Consider the following 26,712-nt stretch of genomic DNA (forward strand, 5'->3'; position numbering starts at 1 on the left):
TCGGCCTCACTCCGGACTTGCACCTAGAGTGAGGCCGATCAAGGCGTTGGGAGTACCTTATCCCGGCTTCCCCCCGCCCCGCGACCAATCCGCCGATACGGGCCGGTGCCCGATGGGGTGCGCATCTTCGGCGGGCCTCGGGGAGGCTGTAGGGGCACGGCGATGCGAGAGAAAGCGGGGGGTGGGCCTGTGCAGGGGGCACGGTTGCGGTATCCGTCAGGATCCCTGGTCATCTTGACGGGGCTTCCGGGTGCGGGCAAGACCACCCTGTTGCGACGCCTGTACGGGTTGCACGGCGCCGAGAGCCTGCCCGTCACCATGGGCACGGTCGCGGTGATCGACTCGTTCCAGGCCAAACGGCACTGGTACGGGCGGCTCGGCTGGGCCCCCCAGCCGGTACGCCGCGCCGTCGTCTTCGTCACCCATCTGAGCCGCATCCGCCAGGCCCTGACCCGCGGCCACTCGGTCATCGCGCACAACCGGGGCTGCGGCCCGTACGTGCTGCGGGGTTTCGCCTGGCTGGCCCGCAGGCACCGCGCGAGCTTCCACCTGCTCCTGCTGGACGCGCCGCCGGAGGTGGCGCTGGCAGGACAGCGGGCCAGGGGGCGGGTGGTGGCGCCGAAGACGTTCGCCCGCCATCAGCGCAGCTGGGAAAGCCTGGTGAGCAGGGCGAAGAGCGGCGATCCCGCGCCCGCCATCGGCGCGCACATCATGGACCGGGCGGGGGCGGACCTGCTCCAGGAGATCGTGTTCGACGAGGCGCGCGCGAGCGAGCATCGGGACGCTCAGAGCACCGGCAGGTAGCGCCCCAGCTCGAACTCGGTGACGTGGCGCCGGTATTCGCGCCACTCCGACCGCTTGTTGCGCAGGAAGAAGTCGAAGACGTGCTCCCCCAGCGTCTCGGCCACCAGCTCGCTCTGCTCCATGACCGCGATCGCGTCGTTGAGCGAGCCGGGCAGCGGCTGGATGCCGAGGGCCCGGCGCTCGGCGCTGGTCAGCGTCCACACGTTGTCCTCGGCCGCGGCGGGCAGCTCGTAGCCCTCCTCGATGCCCTTCAGCCCGGCCGCCAGGATCAGCGCGAAGGCGAGGTACGGGTTGCACGCCGAGTCGAGCGACCTGAACTCGATGCGAGTCGAGCCGCCCTTGTGCGGCTTGTACATCGGCACCCTGACCAGGGCGGAGCGGTTGTTGTGGCCCCAGCACACGTAGGAGGGCGCCTCGCCGCCCTGGCCCGCGATGGCCTCGGCGCCGCCCCAGAGCCGCTTGTAGGAGTTGACCCACTGGTTGGTGATGGCGGTGATCTCGGCGGCGTGCTTGAGCAGCCCGGCGATGAACGACCGGCCGATCTTGGAGAGCTGGTATTCGGCCCCGGCCTCGTAGAAGGCGTTCCTGTCGCCCTCGAACAGCGACATGTGCGTGTGCATGCCGGAGCCCGGGTGCTCGGTGAACGGCTTGGGCATGAACGAGGCCCAGATGCCCTGCTCGAGCGCGACCTCCTTCATGACCAGGCGGAAGGTCATGATGTTGTCGGCCGTCGTGAGCGCGTCGGCGTAACGCAGGTCGATCTCCTGCTGCCCGGGCGCGCCCTCGTGGTGGCTGAACTCGACGGAGATGCCCATCGACTCCAGCATCATGATCGCCTGACGGCGGAAGTCGTGGCCCGCGCTGTGGGGCGTGTGGTCGAAGTAGCCGCCGGAGTCGATCGGCTCGGGCCGCTGGCCGGGCTCGGGCCGGCTCTTCAGCAGGAAGAACTCGATCTCCGGGTGGGTGTAGAACGTGAAGCCCATGTCGGCGCACTTGGCGAGCGTGCGCTTGAGCACCCAGCGCGGGTCGGCGTGGGACGGCGAGCCGTCCGGCATGAGGATGTCGCAGAAGATGCGCGCCGCGCCCGGCGTCTCGCTGCGCCAGGGCAGGATCTGGAACGTCGCCGGGTCGGGCTTGGCGAGCATGTCCGACTCGTAGACGCGGGCGAAGCCCTCGATGGCCGAGCCGTCGAACCCGATGCCCTCCGCGAACGCGCCCTCCAGCTCGGCCGGGGCGATCGCGACTGACTTGAGGAAGCCGAGCACGTCAGTGAACCACAGCCGGATGAACCGGATGTCGCGTTCCTCGAGCGTGCGGAGCACGAACTCCTGCTGGCGGTCCACGGCGTCCCCTCTATCTGACAGTACGGGTCTAACTACCAGCATGCCGTGTCCGTGTTTCACACACGTTACGGGGGGTGCCGGTGCGAGCCTCACTGACAAAGCCCCCCGCCCCGACTTAATGTGATCACGCAGTCAGTCTCGGGGGAGGCATTGGTGGCCATCGACCTGCTCAATCACAAGCTCGATCGGGCATTCGACCACATCGACGCGGGCGGCAACGGCGTCGTCGAGCGTGAGGACTTGCTGGGGCTGGGCGCCCGCATCCTGGTGGGCTTCGGAGAGTCCCCCACCTCGCTCACCGGGGCCAGCCTGGTCGACAGCTTCGACGGGATCTGGTCCACGCTGTCGCAGACGCTCGAGCGCGACCCCGACTTCGCCATCGCGCGCCCGGACTTCCGTACCGGGATGATCGCGGCGTTCGTCACGGGCGACCGGTATGACGCGGTGTTCCGGCCGGCCACGGTGGCGGTGGCGGAGCTGTGCGACCCCGACCGGGACGGGGAGATCGGCCCCGGCGAGTTCCGCACGATGCTGAGCGCGTTCGGCGTCGCCTACGACGACGTGGACGAGGCGTTCGACCGGCTCGACCGGACGGGCAGGGGCGTGCTCACCGTGGACGAGCTGGTCCTGGCCGCCGCCGACTACTACCTCAGCGACGACCCCAGCGCCGCGGGCAACTGGCTTTTCGGCCCCCTGTGAAGAGCGCCGTGAAGATCGCTGTGAAGACGTCCGAGAAAACCTCCGTGAAGACCTCTGTGAAGACCTCCGTGAACACCACCACGAGCACCACCGTGTTCGCCACCATGTTCGCCAGCGCGCGCACCGCGCTGCGTTCGGCCCTGACCTCGATGCTGCCGCTGCCGCGCAGGGGCGGCTCGGCGGCGCTGGCGCTGCTGCCGCTCACCGAGCGGGTGCCCGCGATGGCGGCCCCGTGCAGGATGCACCCGGCCGTGTACGCGATCGAGGCCGCGGTCATCGACTGGGCGAGGAGGACCGGGCTGCGCGCCGCGCCCGGCGTCGGCTACCACCGGATGGCGGGCCGGGCGTTCGCCGAGTTCGACGCGGCCGCGGCGGCGCTGTTCGCGCAGTGGCTGACGTGGCTGTTCCACCTGGACGACGAGCTGGACGAGGGGTCGTGCCCGCTGGACATCTTCGACGGCATGCTCAGGGGCGCGGCGCGGCATCCGCTCGAGGCGGCGTTCGCGGACCTGTGGCGGGTGACGAGCGCGCGGATGAGCGACCGGTGGCGGGCCAGGTTCGCGGTCGGGCTGCAGCGCCAGCACGACGCCTGCCGTACCGAGGCCGACAACAGGGCGGCGGGCCGGATGCCGACGCTGGAGGAGTACCCGGCGCTGCGCAGGGGCACGGTGGGGCCGTACCTCTATGACCTGGTCGAGCCGTGCCTGCGGGTGGAGGTGCCGGCGTGGGTGCATGAGGGCGAGCCGTGGCAGCAGCTCGTGAGCGCCTGCAGCGACGTCACGGCGTGGTGCAACGACGTGGCCTCGCGGCCGAAGGAGCGCGGCGACGTGCACAACTTCGTCGTGCTCGCGATGCGCCAGCTCGGGCTGGGCGAGCGGGAGGCGACGGCCTGGGTGCTCGACCGGATCACCGCGCGCTGTCAGGACATGCACAAGGCCGCCAGGCGGCTGCCGCTGGAGGACCTGGAGCCGAAGCAGGCGCGGGACGTCAGCAAGGTCGCGTGCGCGTACCTGGCGGCGCCGCGCGCCCACCTCGACTGGCTCCTGGAGTCCAAGCGCTACGCCTGACCCGCCAGGGTGTCGCCCGTGGGGGTGCGGCGGTAGACGACCTGCTTGCCGACCCGCATCCCCACCGCGAGACCGCCGCCGCTGAGCACGCTGAGGTGCTGGCTGACCGCGCCGGGCGTGAGCGCCATGCGCGCGGCCAGGGCGGAGGTGGTGGCGGGCTCGGCGAGCGCGAGCAGGATCTGCGCCCTGCTCTTGCCGATCAGCGCGGCGAGCGCGCCGGGCGCGGGCGGCGGCCCCTGCTCCCACAGCGTGCCCACGCCGAGCACGGGATAGACCAGCATCGACTGGTACGGCGCCGTCATCACCGCGACGGCCGGCGCCCAGAACGCGCTGGGCACCAGCACCAGCCCGTCGCCGTGCAGGCCGCCCGCCTCGCACCACGGCCGGTCGATGATCAGCCGCTCCCCCGTCCACACCACGGCCGGATCGAGCGCGGCGAACAGCTCGTGCGCCCCGCCCTGGGCGAGCTGCCGCGAGCGGCGCAGCACGTCCCGCTCCAGCACCCCGTAGACGCGCGGCCAGAACTCCGCGAAGCCCCTCTCCCAGTACGCCTGCAGCGTGCCGGCCACCCTGGCCACGCCCGCCTCCGGGTCGGCCATGAACCGCTCGAGCAGCGCCCGGTCGGTGCCCACGATCTTCGCCGCCTCCTGGCGGGCCAGCTCAGGCGGCGTGCGCCTGACCCGGTCGAGCTCGGCGGCGAACTCCGGCATCGGCGTGTCGGGGGGCGGCGTGATGAAGTCGGCGATGTAACCGGTCAGGGGCACGAGCGCGAACAGCTCGGCCAGGTCGAGCCCCGCGAGGCGGGGGCGCACGGCCTTGAGCCAGGGCAGGTGGATCGAGTGCCGGGCCGGCTTCTGCAGCGTGCGCAGGCTGGCGACCAGCTCCCACATAGGCGAGAACGCGAACCGGATCCGGGCCACGTCCTCCGGCTTCATCACCCACGAGACGGACATGCTTTTAGCGTGCACTAAATCGTTCGCACCCGACAAACCCGGAACATCAAGCTTTGTCGCGTGACAAGCGCAACTGTTGACCGTGCATCCTTCCTCCGTTCCAAGCTCGGCGGGCTGCCCCGCCCGTTCTGGGCTCTGTGGGGCGGCACGCTGGTGAACCGACTGGGCACCATGGTCATGCCCTTCACCGGCGTCTACCTGACGCAGAGCCGCGGCCTGTCGGTGACGGCGGCCGGCCTGGTGATGGGTTTGTTCGGCGCGGGCTCGCTGCTGTCGCAGTTACTCGCGGGGGTGCTCACGGACCGGATCGGGCGCCGGGCCACGTTGTCAGGCGGCATGCTGGCCACGGCCGTGACCATGCTGGCGCTCGGTTACAGCACCTCGCTGCCCGCCATCCTGGCCTCGATGTTCGTGCTCGGGCTGGTGATCGACATCTACCGGCCCGCCTCGAACGCCCTGGTCGCGGACCTGGTCTCGGCCGAGGAGCGGCCCCGGGCGTACGGGCTGCTGTTCTGGGCGATCAACCTCGGCTACGCGGTCGGCATGACGGCCGGGGGCTGGCTCGCGGGGCTCGGGTTCGTCTGGCTGTTCTGGATCGACGCCCTGTCGAGCGTGGCCTTCGCCGTGCTGGTGTGGCGGGCCGTCCCGGAGACCAGGCCGGCGGCCGAGAAGTCCGCCGGCGGGTTCGGCGTGGTGCTGCGGGACCGGGTGATGGTGAGCTTCACGCTGGTGACGATGGCCATGGCGCTGGTCTACTCGCAGACGATGACCATGCTGCCGGTGGCGATGACGGAGGTCGTGGGACTGTCGCCGGGCCAGTACGGGCTGGCCATGGCGCTGAACGGGGTGCTGATCGTCGTCGTCCAGCCGCTGGTGTCGGGGTGGCTGGGACGCAGGGACGCCTCCCGCACCTTCGCGCTGGGGGTCGCGGTGATGTCGCTCGGGTTCGCCATGACCACGTTCGTCCACGACACCTTCGGGCTGGCGGTGACGATCGCGGTGTGGACGATGGGCGAGATCATCCAGGCGGGCATCGCCGGCACGATCGTGGCCGCGCTCGCCCCGGCCGAGCTGCGGGGGCGGTATTCGGGCCTGTTCGGGTTCGCCTGGTCGCTGGCGGCGGTGCTGGCGCCGCTGATCGGCGGGCCGCTGCTGGAGATCGGGACGTGGGCGCTGTGGTTCACGATCGGCGGGGTGGGGATGGTGTCGGCGGCGGGCATGCTCCTGCTCGGGCCGGCCATCAGACGCCGCTGACCGCGATCAGCGGTTGTGGGCAGGTCCGTTGACAGAACGGTATATGTACGCTCCGTATGCGATCTGGGACAGCTGGCACGGCATCGGCTTTCGGGGCCTCCGTTCCACCGGAGCGATGGGTCGGGGCCTCCCCGCTTGCCTGTGGCCGTGCCGGACATAACCAGGTCGTCCGGAATCCCGCCGCTCTGGATCGGACCGCACGCGGGACGTGCGTCGCCGCCCAGGGCTGTATGTGGGGGACCGGTGCGCCCAAGACCGTTCGGGGCGCGCCACTGCGCGGGACTCAATCCTGCTCAGCGCCAAGGAACGGTACGTGTCTCCCGTCTGCGCCTCGAGCCCGATCGCGCACCCCATAGGGAGGCCCGCTCGATCGGGCGCAGCTGGTCATGGCCGCGTACGAGTCAGGTTTAGTGACACCCGGGGAAAAACCTTGCTTTTCGTCGCTTTGACGATAAAAATCCCACCGTACTAGGCTTGGCGGCGTGGCCCAACTGCGTATTGCCCTGGCACAGACGAATCCGACCGTCGGCGACCTTGACACGAACGCCGACCGGCTGATCACGTGGACCCGTGACGCCGCCGAGCGCGGGGCTCATCTCGTGGTCTTCACCGAGATGTTCCTCACCGGCTATCCCGTTGAGGACCTCGTACTGCGTACGTCCTTCGTGGACGCCAGCATCCGGGCACTGGAGGAGGTGGCGCGGAGGCTGGAGCAGGAGGGCCTGGGAGACCTGCCCGTGGTCGTCGGCTACGTCGACCGCGCGGGGCTCGCGCCCCGGGCGGGCCAGCCGAAGGGCGCCCCGCTGGACGCGGCGGCGCTGCTCCACAAGGGCGAGGTGGTCACCCGGACGGCCAAGCACCATCTGCCCAACTACGGGGTGTTCGACGAATACCGCTATTTCGTGCGCGGCGACCGGATGCCGATCTTCCGGCTGCACGGGGTGGACGTGGCGATCGCGGTGTGCGAGGACCTCTGGCAGGAGGGCGGTCCCGTGTCCGTCGTGGGCGAGGCGGGCGCCGGGCTGCTGATCGCGCCGAACGCGTCGCCGTACGAGAAGGAGAAGGACGACGTACGCCTGGAGCTGTGCGCGCGGCGGGCGCGTGAGGCGGGATGCGCGCTCGTCTACGTGAACCAGGTCGGCGGGCAGGACGAGCTGGTCTTCGACGGCGACTCGATCGTGGTGGACGCCTCGGGCTCGCTCGTGGCGCGGGCGGGGCAGTTCACGGAGGAGCTGCTCGTCGTGGACCTGGATCTGCCGGTCTCGGAGGCGGAGACAGGTTCGGTCCCGTACGACGCGGGCGACGGCACGACCATCACGGTGGACCGCATGGTGCTGTCCGCCACCCCCGTGGAGCCCTATGAGCCGGCTCCGTCGACGATCTCGGAGCGCCTGGACCTGCCCGCCGAGGTCTACTCGGCCCTGGTCCTGGCCGTGCGGGACTATGTGGCCAAGAACGGCTTCGAGTCGGTCATCCTCGGCCTGTCCGGCGGCATCGACTCGGCGCTGACGGCCACCATCGCCTCCGACGCCATCGGCCCGTCGCGCGTCAACGTGGTGCTCATGCCGTCCCGCTACTCCTCGGACCACTCGCTGGCCGACGCGGAAGAGCTGGTCCGCAGGCAGGGCGTGACCTCGCAGATCGTCCCGATCGCCGACATCGTCAGCGCCTTCGAGAAGGAGATCGACCTGTCGGGCCTGGCCGCGGAGAACCTCCAGGCGAGGGTGCGCGGCATGATCCTCATGGGCCTGTCGAACGAGCACGGCCACCTGGTGCTGACCACGGGCAACAAGAGCGAGCTCGCGACCGGCTATTCGACGTTGTACGGCGACTCGGCCGGCGGCTTCGCCCCCATCAAGGACGTGCCGAAGACCATGGTGTGGGAGCTGGCGAGGTGGCGCAACGCCAACTCGCTGCCCCAGTTCCTGCTCGAGGCGAAGACCCCCATCCCGGAGAACTCCGTCACCAAGGAGCCCAGCGCCGAGCTCCGCCCCGACCAGCGGGACACGGACTCGTTGCCGCCGTACGAGATCCTCGACCGCCTGCTGGACGACTACGTGGAGAAGGACATGGGCTCGCAGGAGCTCATCGCGGCGGGCCACGACCCGGCGCTGGTCACGAGGATCATCAGGCTGGTGGACCTGGCCGAGTACAAGCGGCGCCAGTATCCGCCGGGCCCCAAGATCACGCCGAAGAACTTCGGCCGCGACCGCCGCCTCCCCATCACCAACAGGTGGCGGGAAACCACCGGCCAGGCGTGACAGGGAATTGTCGGTGGCGGCTGGCACAGTGGCCGCCGTGGCTCAACCGCTGAAAGACCTGATCAACGCCGGATCCGTCGCCGTGCTGGCAGACGGGCTCGCCGCCGCGTGGGCGCCGTTCCCGCGGGCCCGCTTCACCCAGCGGGCCCTGGCCGGGGTCGCGGCGGGTGTTCCATCTGGCCCAGCGCGAGGCGGCGGAGGCGGGGGCGACGTTCACCGCGCGCAAGAGCCACTCCTTCCGCCCGGTCACCACCCGCGACGAGCCGCCGGGCGCGAGGGAGCTCGAAGTGATCGTCAACGGCCGGGTCGCGGCGAGCGCGGCGTTCACGCTGGTGGCGCCGTGAGCGTGGGCCTGCTCCGCAGGGTCGCGGCGTTCGCACCGGAGGCGCCATGAGCGTGGAACTGCTCCGCAGGGTCGCGGCGTTCACACTGGAGGCGCCATGAGCGTGGAGCTGCTTCGTGTCGAGTTGGGCGTCATCTGGCGGCTCGACGAGCGGGGCCGCCTGCCGGGGCCGGAGGACGTGGTGATCGGGGTGGCGGCCGACGGCATGACCGCGGCGGTGTCCGGGCGCGTGCCCGATGCGCTCGCCGCGCGCCTCCTCGACCTCGTCTCCCGGGGTGTCCCGTCGCCTCCCGGACACCCGCCGGACGTCCTGGCGCGGTGCCGCGCGCTCCTGGGCGACGGCCATGCGGTGTCCGGAGGGCCGTGCTACCTGATCCGCCCGCCGGTCCGCTTCGACGTGCCTGCCGAGGTCCTCGGGTCGGACGATCCGGCGCACGCGGAGCGCGTACGCCCGCTGCGGCCCGCCAACTGGACACCCGGCGAATGGGACGCGCTCCTCGGCGGCCGCGAGGGGGCGCCGTGGGCGATGATCGTCGAGGACGGGCAGGTCGCCGCCGTCTGCCACAGCGCGCGCCTGACCCCCGAGGGCGCCGAGGCGGGCACCTGGACGTCGCCCGCCTTCCGCGGCCGCGGGTACGCGGCGGCCACCACCGCCATGTGGGCCGGCCTCCTGCCGGACATCCCCCTCTTCTACAGCACCGGCGCCGACAACCACTCCTCCCAGCGGGTGGCCGGGCGGCTCGGGCTCCCCGCCGTCGGCTGGCTCTGGAAGCTCACGCCCTGACGCCACCGGGTGTGCAGGGCCTCCGTTCCTATCCGTCGTCGACTGGCTCTGGAAGCTCACATCCTGACGCCACCGCCGGCGTGGAGGACCTCCCGCTCCCATCCGTCGCGGGGCTGGGTGTGCAGGCGCCAGTAGTGCTCGGCGATGTCGTCCGGGTCGAAGTCCGTGCCCGGCGCGACCGGCCCGGCCACGGTGACGCTCGCCACGTGCACGCCGGACGGCCCGTACTCCTGGTCGAGCAGCTCGACCAGCGTCCGCACGCCCGCCTTGCCGAGCGACAGGCTGACGTACCCGGCCTTGGGCTCGGGCATCCCGCCGGTGACGAGGAACGACCCGCCGCCGCGCCGGGCCATCGCGGGCGCCACGTGCGCGGCCGCGACCAGCGCGCCCACCACGTTCACCGCCCAGGCCTCCAGCTGGGACCGCGCGCTCGCCTCGCCGGGCGGGTCGGGCCGGATGATCGCGGCGTTGTAGACCACGACGTCCGGCGTGCCCAGGTCGGCGGAGGCCGCGTCGAGGGCCTCGCGGAGCCGGTCCTCGTCGGCGACGTCGGCCTTGTACGTGAGCACCCCGTCCAGATCGAGCGCCGTCCCGGTACGCGAGACGAGGGCGACGGGCAGCCCCTCCCGCGCGAACCGGCGGGCGACGGACCGGCCGATCCCCGGCCCCGCTCCGATGATCACAGCTCCAGGCATCATCGGCTCCTTTCCGTTGTTGTGATCAGAAGCTAAGGCATCACATCACGTCAATCGAGGATGCCGGGCGCGGACCCCTGGCTTCAGCCAGGGGGGAAGCCCGGCGCGGGAGTGCCCGCCAGGACGGAAGCGTGCTTGGACGGGAACAGGCTGCGGTGGCGCACCCCGTGCGGGTATGGTGGGTCGCGGTCGAAACATGTGAGTGATAACCAAGCCCACGCGTGAGGCCGAGGCAGTACCTACTCACCGCCGGGAGGGCGGAGCTCGCGTCACCCAGAACGGGATCGTGAGTTGGGGCGTGGAAACCCGCGAATGCGGGGCCGGAAGGTGAACCGCCAAGCAACAGCGTCGCGACCATGCGCATAGCCGCACGGTTGGGACGGCCGGAATCCCTCGGATTCATCCGTGGGGAGCACTCCAAGTGAGGGTCAAGGAGCACAAGCTCGCCACCACCGGTAGCCGGAGCGGCGGTCACGTGGGCGGCCCGAGGCGAGGAAGCCGTACATGGGCCTCCCCAGCCTCGGGGTCCGGCAAGCCTTCGGTGGCCGTGGAAGCCGTTAAGGCGCCATTCCAGCGAGGGCCGCATCCACGACACGTTCGGCGAGATCCGGGGCGAGGTCTCCGGCCGGGGCCCACTTGGTGTGCCACATCATGGCGCCGGTGAGCATGGCCATGCCCATGGAGACGTCCAGGTCGGCGCGGAGCTCGCCGGTGGCGATGCCGCGCTCGATCACGGCGCGCATCGCCTCCCTGCGGGGCTCGACGGCGCGCTTCATGAAGCGCGCCTTCAACTGCGGGTAGCGGTCGGACTCGTTCATCGCGATGTTCATCACGCAGCGGTTGCGGGTGTCGCCCGACTCCCGGCGCATGAGGTCGAGCAGGGAGATCAGGTCGTCGCGCACCGACGTGCCGGCAAGCGGGGGCAGCGGCGCCTTGAGCGTGGCGAGAGCGTCGACGACCAGGTCCTCCTTGTTGGACCAGCGCCGGTAGATGGTCGTCTTGCCGACGCCCGCCCTCGACGCGATGGCCTCGATGGACAGCTCGGAGATGCCCATGCCCTCGCCGATCAGATCGAGGGTGGCCTCAATGATCGCCTTTTCGGCCTTCTCGCTACGTGGACGCCCCGCCGGGCGGGCAGTCCCCGATTCCTGGATCGTCATCGTGGGCCTCACACTACCGCTGGCTCTTTCTGTTCCGCCTGCTGCACCGGGCGTGCCTTGCCCGGCATCCACTTCGCCACGACCGCGACGCCGACCAACGCGATCATTGCCGACACCAGCGCCGTGACGTGCATGCCGTCGATGAACGCGGTGTACGCCGGCTTGATCAGCGCCTGCCCCTTGTCACCGAGCCCCTGGATGACGCCCATCGTCTGCACGAGCGACTCGCCCGCGGTGTGCTGGACGTTCGCGGGCAGCCCGGCCAGCGAGGGGCTGATCTCGCTGCGGTAGTTGGACGACAGGACCGAGCCCAGCACGGCCACGCCGAGCGCACCGGCCACCTGGCGGACGGTGTTGCTCATGGCCGAGCCGACACCGGCCTTCTCCCTGGGCAGCGACTCCATGATGGCGGTGGTGGCGGGCGGCATGATGTTGGCCATCGCGGCGCCTTGGACGAAGAAGACGAGCTCGATCAGCACGATCGGCGTGTCCTGGTCCATGAGCGCGTAGCTGGCCAGGGCGGCCGTCACCACGATCATGCTCACGGTGGCCGACAGCTTGGCGCCGAACCGCTCGTTCACGCGCTGGCTGAGCGGCGCGAAGATGAGCTGTGCGGCGGCGAACGGGATCATCAACGCCCCCGCCTGCACCGGCGAGAAGCCCAGCACGATCTGCAGGTAGAAGGTCAGGAAGAACATCCCGCCCATCATCGCGAAGAAGACCATGCCCATCATGCCGATGGCCGAGCTGAAGCGGACGTTGCCGAAGTTGCGCACATCGAAGATGGGGTGGTCGATACGCCGTTCCCACCACACGAACACGCCCAGCACCACCAGGCCGATCAGCGTGGGCACCAGCACCTCGGCGCTCGCCACGGTGCCCAGGTAGCCGCCGCGGATGATGCCGTAGACCACGGCCACCAGCCCGATGATGGACAGCACCACGCCGACCGGGTCGAGCTTGGACGGCTTCGGGTCACGCGACTCGGGCACGAAGGTGGCGATGAGGATCATGGCGATGATCACGATGGGCACGTTGATCAGGAAGACCGAGCCCCACCAGAAGTGCTCGATCAGCAGGCCGCCCGTGATCGGTCCGATCGCCACCGCGAGGCCCACGCCACCGGCCCAGATGCCGATCGCCTTGCCCCGCTCGCCGGGAGGGAAGATGTTGGAGATGATCGCCAGCGTCGCAGGCATGATCGCCGCGCCGCCGATGCCCATCGCCGCCCTCGCCAGGATCAGCTGCATCGGATCCTGGGAGTAGGCGCTGGCAAGTGAGGCCAGCCCGAACAGCGCCATGCCGATGAACAACATCCGCTTTCGCCCTGTTCGGTCGCCGATCACGCCGAACGTGAACAGCAAACCGGCGAACACGAGCGTGTAGGAGTTGATCGCCCACTCCAGCTCGCTCTGCGTCGCCCCCAAACCGACCGTCTTGTCGGCGATGGTCTTCATCGCCACATTGAGGATGGTGTTGTCCAGCACGACGGCCAGCAGGCTGAACACCAGCACACCGAGGATCCCCCAGCGGCGTGGATGGCCCGTCCTCGGGTCCACGACTGTGTCGTTCATGGCAGCATTCCTTAATTTCGATACGCCTGAGTTTCGCAACGACACCGTATCGCAAGCTATTCCGATACGCAACGGTCCCGTTTCGTAAACTCTGGGTGAACTCCGCCTCACCCCCCGGAGGATGAAGTCGTCGCCGGCATGCCCGTCGCCGCCCCTTCCTCCCCAAGCGGCGGCGTGGGCTGCTCAGGAGGGCGCCGGGACCAGAACGGGGCGGCGGCGAGCACCATGGCCACGCCCACCACGCCCGCCACCACGAACCCCCACACCGGTCCGCTCCCGTCGATCACCGCACCCACGATGGGGGCCGCGGCCGCGCCGCCGATCAGCAGGGCCGTGGCGTGCAAGCCCATCGCCTCGCCGCGCGCCCCGGTGGGCACCCACCGCGAGAGCAGGTCGACCGTGGCCGACAGCGACGGCGCGCAGAGCAACCCGGCCGGAACGAGCGCCAGGACCAGCCACTGCCAGCCGCCGCTCACCAGCCCCACCGGGATGGTGAGCAGGCCCATGGAGGCGATGAGCGTCAGGGGCGAGAAGCCACGTGACAGGCCGCCGTACACGAAGCCGCCGATCAGGGAGTAAACACACCAGACGGCCACGGCGAGGCCCACCCACTCGGTCTGGCCGGCCTGGTTCATGGTCGCGACCAGCGACAGCTCGGTCGCCATGAGCACGAACGTGGCCGCCGCGGTAGTGCCGAGCAGCGCCGCGAACCCGGGCGTGATCCACTGCCGCCTGGGCACCTTCACCGCCTGCTCCGCCAGCTCGTCGGCCGATCGGGTGGGCGCGTTGAGCACGATGAGGCCCAGGCCGGCGGCCGTCGTGCCGACCCCGATGACGATCATCGTGACCCCGCTGCCGAACGCCGTCAGCCCTGCCACCGCGAGGGCGGGACCCGCCATGTACGACAGCTCGACCAGCATCGAGTCGAGCGCGAACGCGCTGCGGCGCTGGGGCACCGGCACCAGCGCGGCCAGGCACTGCCTGGTCACGCTGAAGACCGGCAGCGCCAGCAGCCCGGCCAGCGCCGCCGCCCCGATCAGGACGGGGTAGGGCAGCGCCCACGCGCACGCCCAGAACGCCGCCTGCGCCACGGTCGTGACGATGAGCACGGGACGCAGGCCGTGCTTGTCGACGAACCTCCCCGACAGCGGCGACCCGATCGCCATGCCGATCGTGTTGGCCATGGTGATCAGGCCGGCCTTGCCGTATCCCAGGTCGAGCGCCACGGCGACGTGCAGGGTCAGCGTCATGCCCATCGCCGTGGACGGAATCCGCGCCAGCAGCCCCACCAGCAGTAACGCGGGGACACCCGGAATCTTGAGCAGTCGTCGGTAAGGGTCGAGAGCCATGTTGTTGTCAACCTCCTCACCGATTCTGGCAACAGGCACCGACAGTTTCGCCACAGGTTTTCGGCCGCCTGACGGCGCGTGACATCATCGGAAGAAGTCCGGGGACGCCGCTGGGGCGCCTCGAGACGTTTCTGGAGGGTTCAACACTCATGTCCTCTTCAACCACGCTGTACGGGGGCGCCTCCGGGCGCCGGGTCACCGTTCGCGACCTCACCGCCGCCAAGGAGCGCGGAGAGCGGTGGCCCATGGTCACCGCCTACGACGCGATGACGGCCAGGGTGTTCGACGACGCGGGCATCCCCGTCCTGCTGGTGGGCGACTCGGCGGCCATGGTCGTCTACGGGTACGACTCCACGCTCCCCGTGACGGTCGACGACCTCCTGCCCCTCACGGCGGCCGTCGTGCGCGGCTCGTCACGTGCCCTCGTGGTCGCGGACCTGCCGTTCGGGTCGTACCAGTCCTCGCCGCAGCAGGCGCTGGAGTCGGCGGCGCGCTTCATGAAGGAGGCGGGCGCCCACGCGGTCAAGCTGGAGGGCGGCCGTCGCGTCCTGCCCCAGGTGGAGGCGCTGGTCTCGGCCGGGGTCCCGGTCATGGCCCACCTCGGGCTCACCCCGCAGTCGGTGAACGTCCTGGGCGGCTACCGCGTCCAGGGCCGCGGGCAGTCGGGGGACGAGCTCATGGCGGACGCGAAGGACCTGGCACGGGCGGGGGCGTTCTCCGTGGTGCTGGAGTGCGTGCCGGCCGACCTGGCGCAGCGGGTGACGGCGTCGCTGGCGATCCCGACCATCGGCATCGGGGCGGGCGCGGGGACGGACGCGCAGGTCCTGGTGTGGCAGGACATGATGGGGCTCACGCCGCGGCCGGCCCGCTTCGTCAAGCGCTATGCGGACCTGGCCGAGGAGATGGACCGCGCCGTCCGCGCCTTCGCCACCGACGTGGCCTCGGGCGCCTTCCCCGCTCCGGAGCACACGTACAGCTGACGCGGGACGTCGTTCCGTAACGAGGGGCGGCTCAGGTGGTGAGCGTGGCGGGGTCCGTGTTGGAGCCGCACAGCACCACTGCCACCCGCTCCCCCGGCGCCGGGGTGTAGGCGCCCGACAGCAGGGCGGCGTACGCGGTCGCGCCCGCGGGCTCGGCCGCCACCCGGTGCCGCGCCCAGAGCGTACGCCGGGCCTGCAGGATCGCCTCGTCGCTCACCAGCACGCTCCGCACCCGCGGCGACGAAAGGATCCCGAACGGGATGGCGCCGAGCTTGGTGGCGCCCAACGCGTCGGCCGCCACGCCGCCGACCTCGACCGGCACCGGCTTCCCTGCCCGCAGCGCCTCGTGCAGGGTCGGGATCCGCTCGGGCTCCACCGCGACGATCCGCGGCCGGGCCACCGCCCCGGGTTCAGCGGCGACTCCCGGCGAACGTCCCGGCCCGCCGCCGGACGCGGCCCCGGGGGAACGCCTCGACGCGCCGCCGGAGGTGCCCAGGGTGATCCCCGCGGCGAGGCCGCCCCCGCCGACGGCGACCACCACCGTGTCGACGCCACCCGTCTGCTCCACGATCTCCAGCCCCGTGGTCCCCTGCCCCGCCACCACCTCGGCCTGGTCGTACGCGTGCACCACCAGCGCCCCCGTCTCCGCGGCGCGCTTGGCGGCGGCCTCGGCGGCGTCGGAGTAGATGGCACCGGTCTGCGTGATGTCCGCCCCCAGCGCCGCGAGCCCCGCCACCTTCACCGGGCTGGTCACCTCGGGCACGAAGATCTCCGCCCGCACCCCCAGGGCCCGCGCCGCGTAGGCCACCGCCAGCCCGTGGTTGCCGCCGCTGGCGGCGATCACCCCGCTGGGCGGCAGCTCCCCGGCCGACAGCATGCGGTTGAACGCCCCCCGCACCTTGAACGACCCCGAGTGCTGCAGCAGCTCGAGCTTGTAGAAGACCCCGGGCGAGACCTCGAGGACCGGCGTGTGGAGCACGTGCCCGTCGATGCGATGGGCCGCGGTCAGCACATCCGAATAATCCACAATGGCCACTATGCCAGGGCCTGGGACACGTCGGCCCACAGGTCCTCGGGGTGCTCGATGCCCACCGCGATGCGTACGGTGCCCTCGCCGATCCCGCTCCTGGCCAGCTCCTCGGCGCTCAGCGCACGATGCGACGTCGTGGCGGGGTGCAGGACGAGCGTCTCCACGCCCCCGAGCGAAGGAGCGAGCAGCGCCAGGCGTACGGAGCTCATGAACTTCTCCCCGGCCCCCCGCCCGCCGGCGAGGTCGAACGAGAGGACACCGCCGAAGTCGGACAGCAGCTTCCCGGCCAGTTCGTACGAGGGATGCGAGGCGAGCCCCGGCCAGTGCACGGCGGTGACGGCGGGGTGCTCAGCGAGGCGGGTGGCGAGGAAACGCGCGTTGGAGCAGTGGCGCTCCATCCGCAACCCCAGCGTCTGCAGCCCCCGCAGCGACAGCCAGGCCGCGAACGGATCCGCCGAGGCCCCGAGCTCGATCGCGAAGTGCCACACCTTCTCGTAGAGCGAGGAGGAGGCGAACACGGCGAGCCCGCCCACCACGTCGGTGTGCCCGGACAGGTATTTGGTGGTGGAGTGTACGACGATGTCCGCCCCGTGCTCGATGGGCCGGCAGAGCAGGGCCGTGGCGAAGGTGTTGTCCACCACGGACAGGATCCCGAGCTCGCGGGCCGCCGCGAACATCCCGGGCAGGTCGGCGACCAGCGTCATCGGGTTGCTGATCGTCTCCAGGTAGACCAGCTTGGTCTCCGGCCGGACGGCGGCGCGCAGGGCGGCGGGGTCGTTCTCGGGCACGTACGTGACCGTGATCCCGAACCTGCCGGCCAGGTCGTTGATCATGGCGGCGGTCCCGCCGTACAGGGACTTCTGGGCGATGAGGTGGTCGCCCGGCTTGAGCAGGCCGAGCAGGACGGTGTTGATCGCGCCCATGCCCGAGCCGGTGGCGATGGCCGCGGCCCCGCCCTCCAGGTCGGCGACGGCCAGCTCCAGCGCGCGCACCGTGGGGTTGGTGTAGCGCCCGTACACGAACGGCCCGTCGGCCCGCCCCATCGCGTCCGCCATCACGGCGGGGTCGTCGAAGGCGAACCCGGAGGTCTGGTAGATCGGCATGGTGATCGGGCGGCTGCCCTCGACGGAAGGTTGCGGCACGTGAACGGCGCGGGTTTCCGGACGGAGCATCTCAGGACGGGATTCGGTCATAGAGCAAGGATCGCCGCAAGAAGGGCCCGACGTGAGAGCCAATACGACAGAATTGGTCCATGAATGGGGCCAATCTTGATGATCTCGTCGATCTGCTGGGCCGCTGGGCGTCGGGCCGAGGCCCGCTGTACCTGCTGCTCGCGGCCAGGTTGCGGGCCCTGATCGACGACGGCGTGCTGCCGCCGGACCAGCCGCTCCCGCCCGACCGGGTGCTCGCCAAGCGGCTGGCGGTGGGCCGGGGCACCGTGGTGGCCGCGTACGACCTGCTGCACCAGGAGGGCCGCGTGGTGCGCCGCCAGGGCAGCGGCACCCGGGTGGCCGCGCTCGACCTGCCCTCGACGAGGACCGCCGACGGCGTGGTGGCCAACCCGCTGCTGCTGCACATCCTGCACCCGCCGGACGGCGTGCAGCTCCTGACCTGCGCCGCGCCGCACGACATGCCGGTCGCGATGTTCGAGGCGTACGAGGAGGCGGGCGCGCGGCTGGCCGGGACGCGCGACCTGGGCTACCAGCCGGCGGGCAACCCGGCCCTGCGCGCTGCCCTGGCCGCCTACTACACCGGCCGCGGCGTGCCCACGACAGCCGAGCAGATCATGGTGACCACGGGCGCGCAGCAGGCGCTCACCCTGCTGACCGGGCTGCTGGTCGCGCCCGGTGACACCGTGCTGGCCGAGACGCCGACGTACCCGGGCGCGCTGGAGGTGTTCCGGCACGCCGCCGCCGTCATCCGGCCGGGAACGGCGGAGGACCTGCGCGAACGCCCCGCCATGGCCTACTTCGTGCCCACCGCCCGCAACCCGGACGGCTCGATCATGGACCGCCCGGCCCGCAGGCGGCTGGCCGCGCTGGCCGCCGAGCACGACGTGCCGCTGATCGACGACGAGGTCTGCGCCGAGCTCTGCTTCACCGGCGAGACTCCGCCGCCGCTGGCCTCGTTCAGGGACGGAGAGCACCAGATCTCCGTCGGCTCGCTGAGCAAGCTCGTCTGGGGCGGGCTGCGGGTCGGGTGGATCCGCGCGGCGGCGCCGCTGGTCTCACGGCTGGCCAGGCTGCGGGCCGTGCACGACCTGGGCGGCGAGGTCTTCAGCCAGCTCGCCGCCGTCGCCCTGCTGCGCCGCCTGGACGAGGTACGCGCGGCCCGCGTGCGCACGTTGCGCGAGCGCCACGACCACCTGTGCGCCGAGCTGCGCGCACACCTGCCGTCGTGGTCCTTCGAGCCGGCACTGGGTGGCCAGACCATCTGGGTGCGGATCCCGCGCGGCGATGTCGACTCGTTCGCACAGGTCGCGCTCAGGCACGGCGTCGCGGTACCGCCGGGAAGATCGTTCGACCCGCTCGGCGGGCACGCCGACTGCATGCGCCTGCACTTCCTCTTCCCGGAGGATGAGCTTTCGCGGGCAGTGAACAACCTGGCCACGGCCTGGGCGTTCTACGGCGGAGCGGGCCGATCGGTCTCCCGCCACCCCCTCGTCGTCTGACAGTGTGGACCCCATGGAGACGACGTTCGTACTCGTGCACAGCCCCTCCGTCGGGCCCTCGACGTGGGCGCCCGTGGCCGAGTCCCTGGAGCGCCGCGGGCACGCGGCCGTGGTGCCCGACCTGACCGGCGTGGCGGCGGGCGGCGCGCCCTACTGGCCGCGGGTGGTGGAGGCGGTGCGCGCGGCCACCCCGGACACACCCGTCGTGCTGGCCGTGCACAGCAACGCGGGCTTCTTCCTGCCGCTGATCAAGGAGGGGCTGGGCGAGCGGGTGGTGGCGTGCGTGTTCGCCGACGCGCACATCCCGCCGCGCGAGGGCCTGATCAAGATCGCGGACGAGAGCTTCCTGCCGTTCCTGCATGACCTGGCGGGCCCCGACGGCGTGCTGCCGCGCTGGACCGACTGGTGGGACGAGGAGGACGTGGTGGCCATGCTGCCCGATCCCGCCGTGCGCATCCGGGTGGCGGCCGAGCAGCCGCGGCTGCCGCTCGACTACTACACCCAGCTCGTCCCCGTGCCCGCCGGGTGGGACGACGTCAGGTGCTCGTGCCTGTGGTTCGGCCCGCCGTACGAGAACGTCGCCGAGGAGGCGGGCCGGCGGGGCTGGCCCGTGACCCGTGTGCCCGGCATGCACCTACACCAGCTCGTCGACCCTGAGGGCGTCACGGACGCGCTGCTCAAGCTCTCACGGAAGTCGTGAATTCTTCACTGTCGCCCCGCGATCGGCCCAGAAACACTCGTACGCATGACAGCGATCGAAGTGAACGGGCTCAGGAAGAGCCACCAGGGGTTCGAGGCGGTGAAGGGCATCTCGTTCGAGGTGGCCGAAGGCCAGATCTTCGCCCTGCTGGGCAGGAACGGCGCGGGCAAGACCACCACGATCGAGGTGCTCGCCGGCTTCCAGCGGGCCGACGGCGGGACCGTGCGGGTGCTCGGCCTCGACCCGTACGCCGACCGCGCGGCCGTCAGGCAGCGCACCGGGATCATGCTGCAGGAGGCCGGGTTCTTCCCTGACCTGACGGTGGCCCAGACCGTCGCCACCTGGCGCGACTTCACCGCCGCGCCCCGCCCGGGCGACGAGGCGCTGGAGCTGGCGGGGCTGACGGGCAAGCAGGGCACCAAGGTCCGCCAGCTCTCGGGCGGCGAGAAGCGCCGGCTCGACCTGGCACTGGCCCTGCTGGGCCGTCCCGACGTGCTGTTCCTCGACGAGCCGACCACCGGCATGGACCCCGAGGCACGCAGGAGCACCTGGGACGTCGTCCGCGACCTGGCCAGGCAGGGCACCACGATCCTGCTCACCACGCACTACCTGGAGGAGGCGCAGCGCCTGGCCTCCGCCATGGCGATCATGGATGCGGGCGAGGTGGTCGCGTCGGGCGACATGGCGGAGACCCTCGCCGCCAGGTCGGGGCGGGTGGCGTTCCGGCTGCCCGCGCACGTGGACCCGGCCGACCTGCCGCTGCCGGTCACTGTGGAGGGCGACAGCGCCGTCTGCCGCGCCGAGGACCCCGACCTGGCCGCGCAGACGCTGCTGACCTGGGCGGCCGGGCGCGGCCTGCGCCTGACGGGCCTGGAGGTCCGCACGGCCACCCTCGAAGACCTCTTCCTGGACCTCGCGAGGAGCGCCCGATGAGCCTGACCGCGACCTACCGCCTCGGCACGCGCCTGTTCTGGCGGGACAAGACCATGCTGTTCGCCTCGGTGCTCACCCCGGTCGGGCTGGCCGTCGGGATGCCGCTGCTCATGAAGCAGGTGCTGGGCGCCCCGGCCGCCGCCTCGATCTTCCAGAGCACGATCTCGATCCTGCTGGCGATCACCGCGTTCATGAACATCGCCGTCGCCCTGGCCACCCGCCGCGACCAGCTCGTGCTCAAGCGGCTGCGGTCCGGCCGGCTGACGGACGGGCAGATCCTGCTCGGCCAGATCGCCAGCACGGCCACCCAGACCATGGCCATGATCGTGCTGTGCACGGTGGCCGTGTGGCTCGTGGCCGATGTCCCGCTGCCCGGCGACCCCTTGGCCTTCGCCGCGATCACGGTCGCGGGGTCGGCCGTGCTGTCCCTGCTCGGCGCCGCGTACACGGCCGCGATCCCCCGCGCCGAGCTGGCCGCGGCCTTCACCACACCCGTCTTCCTGCTGGCCGGGGTCTCGGCGGGCGCGATGGGCCCCATCCCGCTGCCCTCGTGGCTGCGGCCCGTCCTGGACCTGCTGCCCACCACCGCCGTCGTGAACGCCGTCAAGACCGGCGAGCCGGCCGTGCCCGCCCTGGTCCTGGCCGCCTGGACGGTCGTCGGGCTCGTCGCGATCCGGCTGTGGTTCCGCTGGGAACCCCGCCGATCTTAGGGCCGGTCGTAGGTGCACAACCCGCTGGACGCGGCTCACCACAGGGCTCGGTCATAATCGTCGCCGTGATCTCCCAATCGGCGAGGCGGCTCGCGAGCGGCCTCATCGCCGCCGTCTCGGTCGCCTACACAGTGATCGCGCTGCTGTACTTCCTGCAGGGCCCGGTCTTCGGCGCGACGGCCGGCCTCGCGATAGCCGCCGTGATCTCCACGCACTACCTGAACATGCGGGCCGGCCTGCGCGGCGAGCGCCCGCCTGCCTTCCCGCTCACGCTCGTGCTCCAGGCGGTCGCCACATACCTGCCTGACCTCCTGCTGCCCGGCGGCATGTCGGCGGTGGCCGCGCCCATGCTGGCCGGGACGCTGCTGGTGCTGCTGCCGCTGGGCTGGGGCGGCGCGCTGGTGGTGCTGATGATGCTGTACGAGGGCGCCGCGATGTGGGTGAACGCCGACCTCTTGGTGGTCACCCTCTTCTACGTGGTCACCGTGCCCACCACGGGCGCCATGATCTACGCGCTCGTCCGGTTCGCGCGCGTGACGGCGGACCTGGAGCAGGCCAGGGCCGAGCTGGCGGACGCCGCGGTGCTCAAGGAGCGCCTGCGCATCTCCCGCGACCTGCACGACGGCCTCGGACGCAGCCTCACCGCGATCGCGCTCAAGGGCGACCTGGCCTCCCGGCTCGTGGAGCGCGACCCCGCCGCCGCCCGTACGGAGGTGGGCGAGCTGGTGCAGGTCGCCAGGGAGGCGGCCCAGGATGTCCGCCAGGTGGCCAGGGGCTACCGGGCGATGTCGCTGGCGGGCGAGGTGGACCGGGCGGTGGCGCTGCTGGAGTCGTCGGGCATAGGGGTCCAGGCGCACCTGGCGGACGTGGCGGTGCCGAGACGCTCGGAGGAGGCGCTGGCCTGGGCCGTACGCGAGGCGGTCACCAACGTGCTTCGCCACAGCAGGGCCACGACCTGCACGATCACCACGTCCGTGAACGGCGGCAGGCTCCGGCTCGAGGTGGCCAACGACGGCGTCCCCGAGTCTCCGGGCCCCGCCGGAGGCGGCCTCACGGGGCTGGATGAGCGGGCGGCCCAGGCAGGCGGCTCCTGCACCGCCGCCCCGACCGGCGCCGGCGGCTTCCTCCTGGCCATGGAGGTCGCGGCATGATCAGGGTGCTGCTGGCCGAGGACATGCACATGATCCGCGCCGCGCTCACCGCCCTGCTCCGCCTGGAGCCGGACATCGACGTGGTCGCGGAGGTGACCAGGGGCGACGAGATCGTGCCCGAGGCACTCCGGGTCCGGCCCGACGTCGCCGTCGTGGACATCGACCTGCCGGTGCTCGACGGCATCACCGCGGCCGCCACGCTCCTGGAGCGCCTTCCGTCGTGCCGCGTCCTGGTGCTCACGGCCATGGGCCAGCCGGGCCATGTACGCAGGGCGCTGGCCGCGGGCATCGAGGCGTTCCTGGTCAAGGACGCCCCCGGCGACCGCCTGGCGGACGCGATCAGGCGCACCGCGTCCGGACTGCGCGTGCTGGACGCCGAGCTGGTGTCCTCGGCCATGCAGTACGGCGAGAGCCCCCTGACGCCGCGCGAGTGCACGGTGCTCAAGGAGGCCGCCAGGGGCGCCTCGGCGGAGGAGATCGCCTCCCGCCTCCACCTGTCCCCCGGCACCGTACGCAACTACCTGACCGGGGCGATCACGAAGACGGGAGCCCGCAACAAGATCGACGCCATCCGCATCGCCGAGGACGCGGGCTGGCTGTGACAACCCCTTTGAGGGTTCAGGCCGGCGCCTCCGGTCAGATGTCGGTGATGCGCAGCCCGGCGTGCGCCTTGTAGCGGCGGTTCACGGAAATGATGTTGGCGGTGAGCGCCTCGATCTGGTGAGAGTTACGCAACCGCCCACCGTAGACGCCGCGCACCCCCGGGATGACCTCGGCCAGCGCCTGCACGGTGTCGGTGGCCTCGCGGTCGTCGCCGAGCACCAGGACGTCGAGGTCCACCTTCTCCACCGCCGGATCCATCAGCAGGACCGCCGACACGTGGTGGAAGGCCGCCACCACCCGGCTCTCGGTCAGCACCGCGGCCGCCTGCTGCGCCGCGCTCCCCTCCGCCACCGGCAGCGCGTAGGCGCCCTGCTTGTCGAACCCGAGCGGGTTCACGCAGTCGACCACGATCTTCCCGGCCAGCTCGGCGCGCAGGGACTCCAGCAGCGCCTTGTGCCCCTCGTACGGCACCGCCACGATCACGATGTCGGCCTGGGCGGCGACGGCGGCGTTCTCGGCGCCGCTCGCGCCCGCCCCGATGTCGCCGGCCGCGTCCTGGGCGCGCTGCGCGCTGCGCGACCCGATCAGCACCTGATGCCCCGCCAGCGCGAACCGCCGCGCCAGCCCCTTCCCCTGGTCGCCGGTGCCGCCAAGGATGCCGATGGAAAGTCCGCTCGCGTCTGTCATAGGCCAGATCATGCCAGCTTGGGCCGGACCCGGCTCAGCCGGGCTCGAATCGTCGAGCCCGGCCGCGGAATCAGTCAGCAGTTGCCGATGGCAGGCAGCCCGAGGATCCGCAGGGCCAGCCATTCGATGGCCGGCGGCCCTCCTTCGACGGCCCCCGTGACGTGGTCGGGCGCGGGCAGCGCGGCCCACCGCACGTTCACGCCGGCCCGGCAGTACTCGGAGCGCAGCGTGGACCCGACGGTGAGCGGGATGATCTCGTCGCCCCGCGCGTGATACAGGAACATGGGCACCCGGGGAGCCGCGGCGCCCAGGCGGTTCTGCCCGAGCCTGGCCAGCCACTTCGGCTGGTTGAGCAGGTCGACCGGGCTCAGGTCGGAGAAGCGGAGCCCGGCCAGCTTGCCGAGGTCGCCCACGCAGTCGTCGGCGGCGTCGGCGAGCAGGGCGCGGCCCCGGTCGTTGAGGTCGGCTTCGAGGTCCAGCTCGGGATAGGCCGCGTCGAGCCCGACCCCGGCCGCAGCCCCCAGCCCGAAGTTCGGCCCGCCGTCCAGGTGGTCCGCGACCGCGTGCAGGTCAGCGGGCACGCCACCGGCCGCGACACCCTTGAGCCGCAGCTCGGGCGCGTACGACGGCTGCAGTTGCGCCGCCCACCCGGCCGACGAGCCGCCCTGGGAGTAGCCCATGACGGCGACCGGCGCCTTGCTCGACAGCCCGGCCCCGGACACGCGGGTGGCGGCCCTGATCGAGTCGAGCACGGCGTGCCCCTGCGAGATCCCGGCCATGTACGTGTGCGGCCCGGGCGTGCCGAGCCCCTCGTAGTCGGTCATGGCCACCGCGAACCCCTTGAGCAGGAACAGGCTCACCAGCGCGAGCTCGGCCTCCTTGCCCTGGCTCATGCTGGCCGAGGGGGCGCACTGGTCGCCGAGCCCGTGGGTGCCCACGGCGTACCCGATGATGGGGCGCGCGCCGAGCGGATAGCTGCTCTTGGGCACGAGCAGCGTCCCCGACACGGTGTTGAGCGAGCCGGTGGCGGAGGTGGAGTTGTAGCGGAGGTGCCAGGCGTTGACCGGGACCTCCAGCAGCTTGCCCGGCAGGAGGTAGACGGTGGTGGGCTGGGCGGAGACCACGTCTCCCGGAGCCGCGGCGCGGGCCGGGGTCGTGGTGAGGGACATGATCAATAACAGGATCATGGACATGCTGACGCGGACACGTAAGGTCATGTGCCGCCCCTCTCCGTGAGGACCACATACTTGGGACGGCGGCGCCGCGAGCCGATCGTTACCCGGGAGTAACCCCGTGTCAAGGCCTGAAATGACGCGGAAACAGACGTCGTGTCAACACATCACTCTCGAATCAGCCACCCCGCGCGTGCCGGGTCGTGCACCATGGTTGACATGGACTCAGGATCGGTGGCCTTGCTCCGCGAGCTCCTGGCCGAGACCGGCTGGCTCGAACGCACCCGCGAGCTGGGCGTCGCCCTGCGTGCCACCCGCTCGCCCGGCGGCCTGCTCCTGGTCGGCACCCCCGACGAGGAGCCCTGGCACCTGACCGCGCACCTCGCCGACGAGGCCAGGTTCTCGGGGTTGTCGCAGCTCACGCCCACGCTGGTGCGCTGGGCGCCGCCGCTCGACGCGCCCGCCCACCTGCGTGTCGGCCTCGAACGCCTGGAGCGGGCGGCCCGCGGCGAGACGCTGTTCGTGCTGTCCGAGCAGCAGGCGCCGGTCCCGCTGCTCGAGCGCGTGAACGACGCGCGGCGCACCGGGGCGACCATCCTGGCCATCGAGGGCGGCGACCGCGAGCTGGCCGGGCTGGCTCACGACGCCATCCAGGTGCCGCGCGACGGGCTGGTGACGTTCGACGGGGCGCAGCACCTGGTGAGCGCGGCGGCCGGAGAGCCGGAGCGCCGCCCCGGCCTGCGCGAGCGACTGGCCCGCCTGCTGGAGAAGGTCAGCGGTCCTCAGCTGGCGGACTAGCCGGCCGGCCCCCGACCGGCGGACCAGCCAGGCGGTCCTCAGCCGGTGGAGCAGCCAGGCGTCCGCTCAGCGACGTGCCCAGTGCCGCCGTGGCGTCCTCGATCGCACCGATCACCACGGCCTGCACGGGGTCGGGCTCCCCCGACCTGGTACGGCTCACCCGCGTGACGGCGTCCAGCCTGCGCGCCCCCACGTCGCGGATCTCGCTCACCCGCACCTCGCCCTCGGGCACGTCCAGCAAGGCCAGCGCGGGCACGATCGCCACCCCGTGCCCGGCCGCCACCAGCGCGAGCGTGGGCCCGAACTCCGTGATCACGTGCACCTTGCGCGGCTCCAGCCCGTGCAGCCCCGCCAGCCGTTCCAGCGCCTGACCGCACGCCTGGTTCGGCTCGCTGGCCACCCACGGCTTCTCCATCAGACCGGCGACCGTGGGCGGGTCGGGCCAGTCGGGCGGCAGCACGATGCGGTACTCGTCCACGTAGAGCAGCCGGGTGCGCAGCGACGGCTGTGACAGCGCCGGCAGGCTCATGTCCTGCTCGGTGATGAGCACGTCCACGGCTCCCATCCGCAGCTCCTGCAGCGCGGGCTGGCCGTAGATCTCGTGGATGATCGGAGCGATCTTGGGGTGGCGGGCGGCCAGGTCACGCATGGCCGGCACCAGCACGTGCGTGATGACCGTGGGGAAGGCGGCGATGCGCACGGGCCCGGCCAGGCGTTCGGTGAAGCGGGTGAGCTCCCGCTTGGCCTCCAGCAGCTCCTCCTCCACGCGCTCGGCGTAACCGGCGAGCACGCGCCCGGCCGGGGTGAGCGAGACGCTGCGCTGGGAGCGGTCGATGAGGGCCAGCCCGACCTCGCGTTCGAGCTGCGCGAGCTGCTGGGAGACGGCGGAGGGGGTGAGGTAGAGCGCCTCGGCGGCCCGCATCACGCCGCCGCGACGGGCGACCTCGTGGAGGATACGCAGCCGCCGTGGATCAATGTCCATGCAGGTCAG

General features: G+C 71.6%; 26 protein-coding genes. 15 read left to right on the forward strand and 11 right to left on the reverse strand.

What is annotated here, in order from left to right; translation table 11 throughout:
* Positions 1-234: 234 nt before the first annotated feature.
* Positions 235-804 (forward strand): AAA family ATPase, encoded by a 570-nt coding sequence (locus ABN273_RS08965; protein ID WP_349448182.1) that lies wholly within the window; start codon positions 235-237, stop codon positions 802-804.
* Here the strand turns inward: ABN273_RS08965 and glnA2 are convergent.
* Entirely contained in the window at positions 786-2,147 is a 1,362-nt protein-coding gene (gene glnA2 / locus ABN273_RS08970; protein WP_349448183.1) for a gamma-glutamylpolyamine synthetase GlnA2, read from the reverse strand. The two genes, ABN273_RS08965 and glnA2, sit on opposite strands and share 19 nt — an antisense overlap.
* A 153-nt stretch (positions 2,148-2,300) precedes the next feature.
* On the opposite strand from glnA2, the gene ABN273_RS08975 reads away from it, so the two are divergent.
* Both ABN273_RS08975 and ABN273_RS08980 read left to right on the forward strand, forming a co-directional pair.
* Positions 2,301-2,846: an EF-hand domain-containing protein gene (locus tag ABN273_RS08975; RefSeq protein ID WP_349448184.1), complete on the forward strand. Its 546-nt coding sequence runs from the start codon at positions 2,301-2,303 to the stop codon at positions 2,844-2,846.
* A gap of 44 nt (positions 2,847-2,890) precedes the next feature.
* The gene (locus ABN273_RS08980; protein WP_349448185.1) at positions 2,891-3,913 is read left to right on the forward strand and encodes a terpene synthase family protein; all 1,023 of its coding nucleotides are present in this window, start codon (positions 2,891-2,893) and stop codon (positions 3,911-3,913) included.
* On the opposite strand, the gene ABN273_RS08985 is transcribed toward ABN273_RS08980, so the two are convergent.
* Entirely contained in the window at positions 3,904-4,866 is a 963-nt protein-coding gene (locus ABN273_RS08985) for a DUF5937 family protein (protein WP_349448186.1), read from the reverse strand. The two genes, ABN273_RS08980 and ABN273_RS08985, sit on opposite strands and share 10 nt — an antisense overlap.
* 60 nt (positions 4,867-4,926) lie before the next feature.
* On the opposite strand from ABN273_RS08985, the gene ABN273_RS08990 reads away from it, so the two are divergent.
* The 4 genes from ABN273_RS08990 (at position 4,927) to ABN273_RS09005 (ending at position 9,508) form a co-directional block, all read left to right on the forward strand.
* Entirely contained in the window at positions 4,927-6,120 is a 1,194-nt protein-coding gene (locus ABN273_RS08990; protein ID WP_349448187.1) for an MDR family MFS transporter, read from the forward strand.
* Between the two features lie 482 nt (positions 6,121-6,602).
* A complete protein-coding gene (locus ABN273_RS08995) occupies positions 6,603-8,381 on the forward strand; it encodes an NAD+ synthase (protein ID WP_349448188.1) in 1,779 nt (592 codons plus the stop codon).
* 167 nt (positions 8,382-8,548) lie between these two features.
* A complete protein-coding gene (locus ABN273_RS09000; RefSeq protein WP_349448189.1) occupies positions 8,549-8,725 on the forward strand; it encodes a YhaZ family DNA alkylation repair protein in 177 nt (58 codons plus the stop codon).
* 96 nt (positions 8,726-8,821) lie between these two features.
* Positions 8,822-9,508, forward strand: coding sequence for a GNAT family N-acetyltransferase (locus ABN273_RS09005; protein WP_349448190.1), 687 nt, complete (start codon positions 8,822-8,824; stop codon positions 9,506-9,508).
* Between the two features lie 56 nt (positions 9,509-9,564).
* Here the strand turns inward: ABN273_RS09005 and ABN273_RS09010 are convergent, their stop codons facing one another.
* The 4 genes from ABN273_RS09010 to ABN273_RS09025 all read right to left on the reverse strand — a co-directional run bounded on the left by ABN273_RS09010 (position 9,565) and on the right by ABN273_RS09025 (position 14,286).
* Positions 9,565-10,206 (reverse strand): SDR family NAD(P)-dependent oxidoreductase, encoded by a 642-nt coding sequence (locus ABN273_RS09010; protein WP_349448191.1) that lies wholly within the window; start codon positions 10,204-10,206, stop codon positions 9,565-9,567.
* A gap of 554 nt (positions 10,207-10,760) precedes the next feature.
* Positions 10,761-11,363, reverse strand: coding sequence for a TetR/AcrR family transcriptional regulator (locus tag ABN273_RS09015; RefSeq protein WP_349448192.1), 603 nt, complete (start codon positions 11,361-11,363; stop codon positions 10,761-10,763).
* Between the two features lie 8 nt (positions 11,364-11,371).
* Positions 11,372-12,937, reverse strand: coding sequence for an MFS transporter (locus ABN273_RS09020; protein ID WP_349448193.1), 1,566 nt, complete (start codon positions 12,935-12,937; stop codon positions 11,372-11,374).
* 107 nt (positions 12,938-13,044) lie between these two features.
* A complete protein-coding gene (locus ABN273_RS09025; RefSeq protein WP_349448194.1) occupies positions 13,045-14,286 on the reverse strand; it encodes an MFS transporter in 1,242 nt (413 codons plus the stop codon).
* A 149-nt stretch (positions 14,287-14,435) separates the two neighbouring features.
* Between ABN273_RS09025 and panB the strand changes: the two genes are divergently transcribed.
* Entirely contained in the window at positions 14,436-15,266 is an 831-nt protein-coding gene (gene panB, locus ABN273_RS09030) for a 3-methyl-2-oxobutanoate hydroxymethyltransferase (protein WP_349448195.1), read from the forward strand.
* Positions 15,267-15,297: 31 nt separating this feature from the next.
* Here the strand turns inward: panB and ABN273_RS09035 are convergent, their stop codons facing one another.
* Positions 15,298-16,293 carry a threonine/serine dehydratase gene (locus ABN273_RS09035; protein ID WP_349448196.1) on the reverse strand — a complete coding sequence of 332 codons (996 nt, stop codon included), beginning with the start codon at positions 16,291-16,293 and terminating at the stop codon, positions 15,298-15,300.
* Between the two features lie 8 nt (positions 16,294-16,301).
* Complete coding sequence (locus ABN273_RS09040) at positions 16,302-17,489, reverse strand: trans-sulfuration enzyme family protein (RefSeq protein ID WP_349448197.1); 1,188 nt, start codon at positions 17,487-17,489, stop codon at positions 16,302-16,304.
* A gap of 59 nt (positions 17,490-17,548) precedes the next feature.
* Between ABN273_RS09040 and ABN273_RS09045 the strand changes: the two genes are divergently transcribed.
* The 6 genes from ABN273_RS09045 to ABN273_RS09070 all read left to right on the forward strand — a co-directional run bounded on the left by ABN273_RS09045 (position 17,549) and on the right by ABN273_RS09070 (position 23,063).
* Positions 17,549-18,967 carry an aminotransferase-like domain-containing protein gene (locus tag ABN273_RS09045; RefSeq protein WP_349448198.1) on the forward strand — a complete coding sequence of 473 codons (1,419 nt, stop codon included), beginning with the start codon at positions 17,549-17,551 and terminating at the stop codon, positions 18,965-18,967.
* A gap of 13 nt (positions 18,968-18,980) precedes the next feature.
* Complete coding sequence (locus tag ABN273_RS09050; protein ID WP_349448199.1) at positions 18,981-19,667, forward strand: alpha/beta fold hydrolase; 687 nt, start codon at positions 18,981-18,983, stop codon at positions 19,665-19,667.
* Between the two features lie 45 nt (positions 19,668-19,712).
* Positions 19,713-20,600, forward strand: a complete 888-nt coding sequence (locus ABN273_RS09055; RefSeq protein ID WP_349448200.1) for an ABC transporter ATP-binding protein — start codon at positions 19,713-19,715, stop codon at positions 20,598-20,600.
* Positions 20,597-21,310: an ABC transporter permease gene (locus ABN273_RS09060; RefSeq protein ID WP_349448201.1), complete on the forward strand. Its 714-nt coding sequence runs from the start codon at positions 20,597-20,599 to the stop codon at positions 21,308-21,310. Before ABN273_RS09055 ends, ABN273_RS09060 begins: the two co-directional genes overlap by 4 nt.
* Before the next feature lie 65 nt (positions 21,311-21,375).
* Positions 21,376-22,461: a sensor histidine kinase gene (locus tag ABN273_RS09065; RefSeq protein ID WP_349448202.1), complete on the forward strand. Its 1,086-nt coding sequence runs from the start codon at positions 21,376-21,378 to the stop codon at positions 22,459-22,461.
* Entirely contained in the window at positions 22,458-23,063 is a 606-nt protein-coding gene (locus ABN273_RS09070) for a response regulator transcription factor (RefSeq protein WP_349448203.1), read from the forward strand. The genes ABN273_RS09065 and ABN273_RS09070 overlap by 4 nt, the downstream gene beginning before the upstream one ends.
* 34 nt (positions 23,064-23,097) lie before the next feature.
* Here ABN273_RS09070 and npdG read toward each other — a convergent pair whose 3' ends face one another.
* The gene (npdG, locus tag ABN273_RS09075) at positions 23,098-23,751 is read right to left on the reverse strand and encodes an NADPH-dependent F420 reductase (protein ID WP_349448204.1); all 654 of its coding nucleotides are present in this window, start codon (positions 23,749-23,751) and stop codon (positions 23,098-23,100) included.
* 74 nt (positions 23,752-23,825) lie between these two features.
* Positions 23,826-24,968 carry a lipase family protein gene (locus ABN273_RS09080; protein ID WP_349448205.1) on the reverse strand — a complete coding sequence of 381 codons (1,143 nt, stop codon included), beginning with the start codon at positions 24,966-24,968 and terminating at the stop codon, positions 23,826-23,828.
* A 174-nt stretch (positions 24,969-25,142) separates the two neighbouring features.
* Here ABN273_RS09080 and ABN273_RS09085 point away from each other — a divergent pair, with 174 nt between their 5' ends.
* A complete protein-coding gene (locus ABN273_RS09085) occupies positions 25,143-25,721 on the forward strand; it encodes a hypothetical protein (protein ID WP_349448206.1) in 579 nt (192 codons plus the stop codon).
* Here ABN273_RS09085 and ABN273_RS09090 read toward each other — a convergent pair.
* Positions 25,696-26,703: a LysR family transcriptional regulator gene (locus tag ABN273_RS09090; RefSeq protein ID WP_349448207.1), complete on the reverse strand. Its 1,008-nt coding sequence runs from the start codon at positions 26,701-26,703 to the stop codon at positions 25,696-25,698. The genes ABN273_RS09085 and ABN273_RS09090 overlap by 26 nt on opposite strands.
* Positions 26,704-26,712 lie beyond the last annotated feature (9 nt).

The organism is Nonomuraea sp. B19D2, assembly GCF_040137845.1.
Lineage (GTDB): Bacteria > Actinomycetota > Actinomycetes > Streptosporangiales > Streptosporangiaceae > Nonomuraea.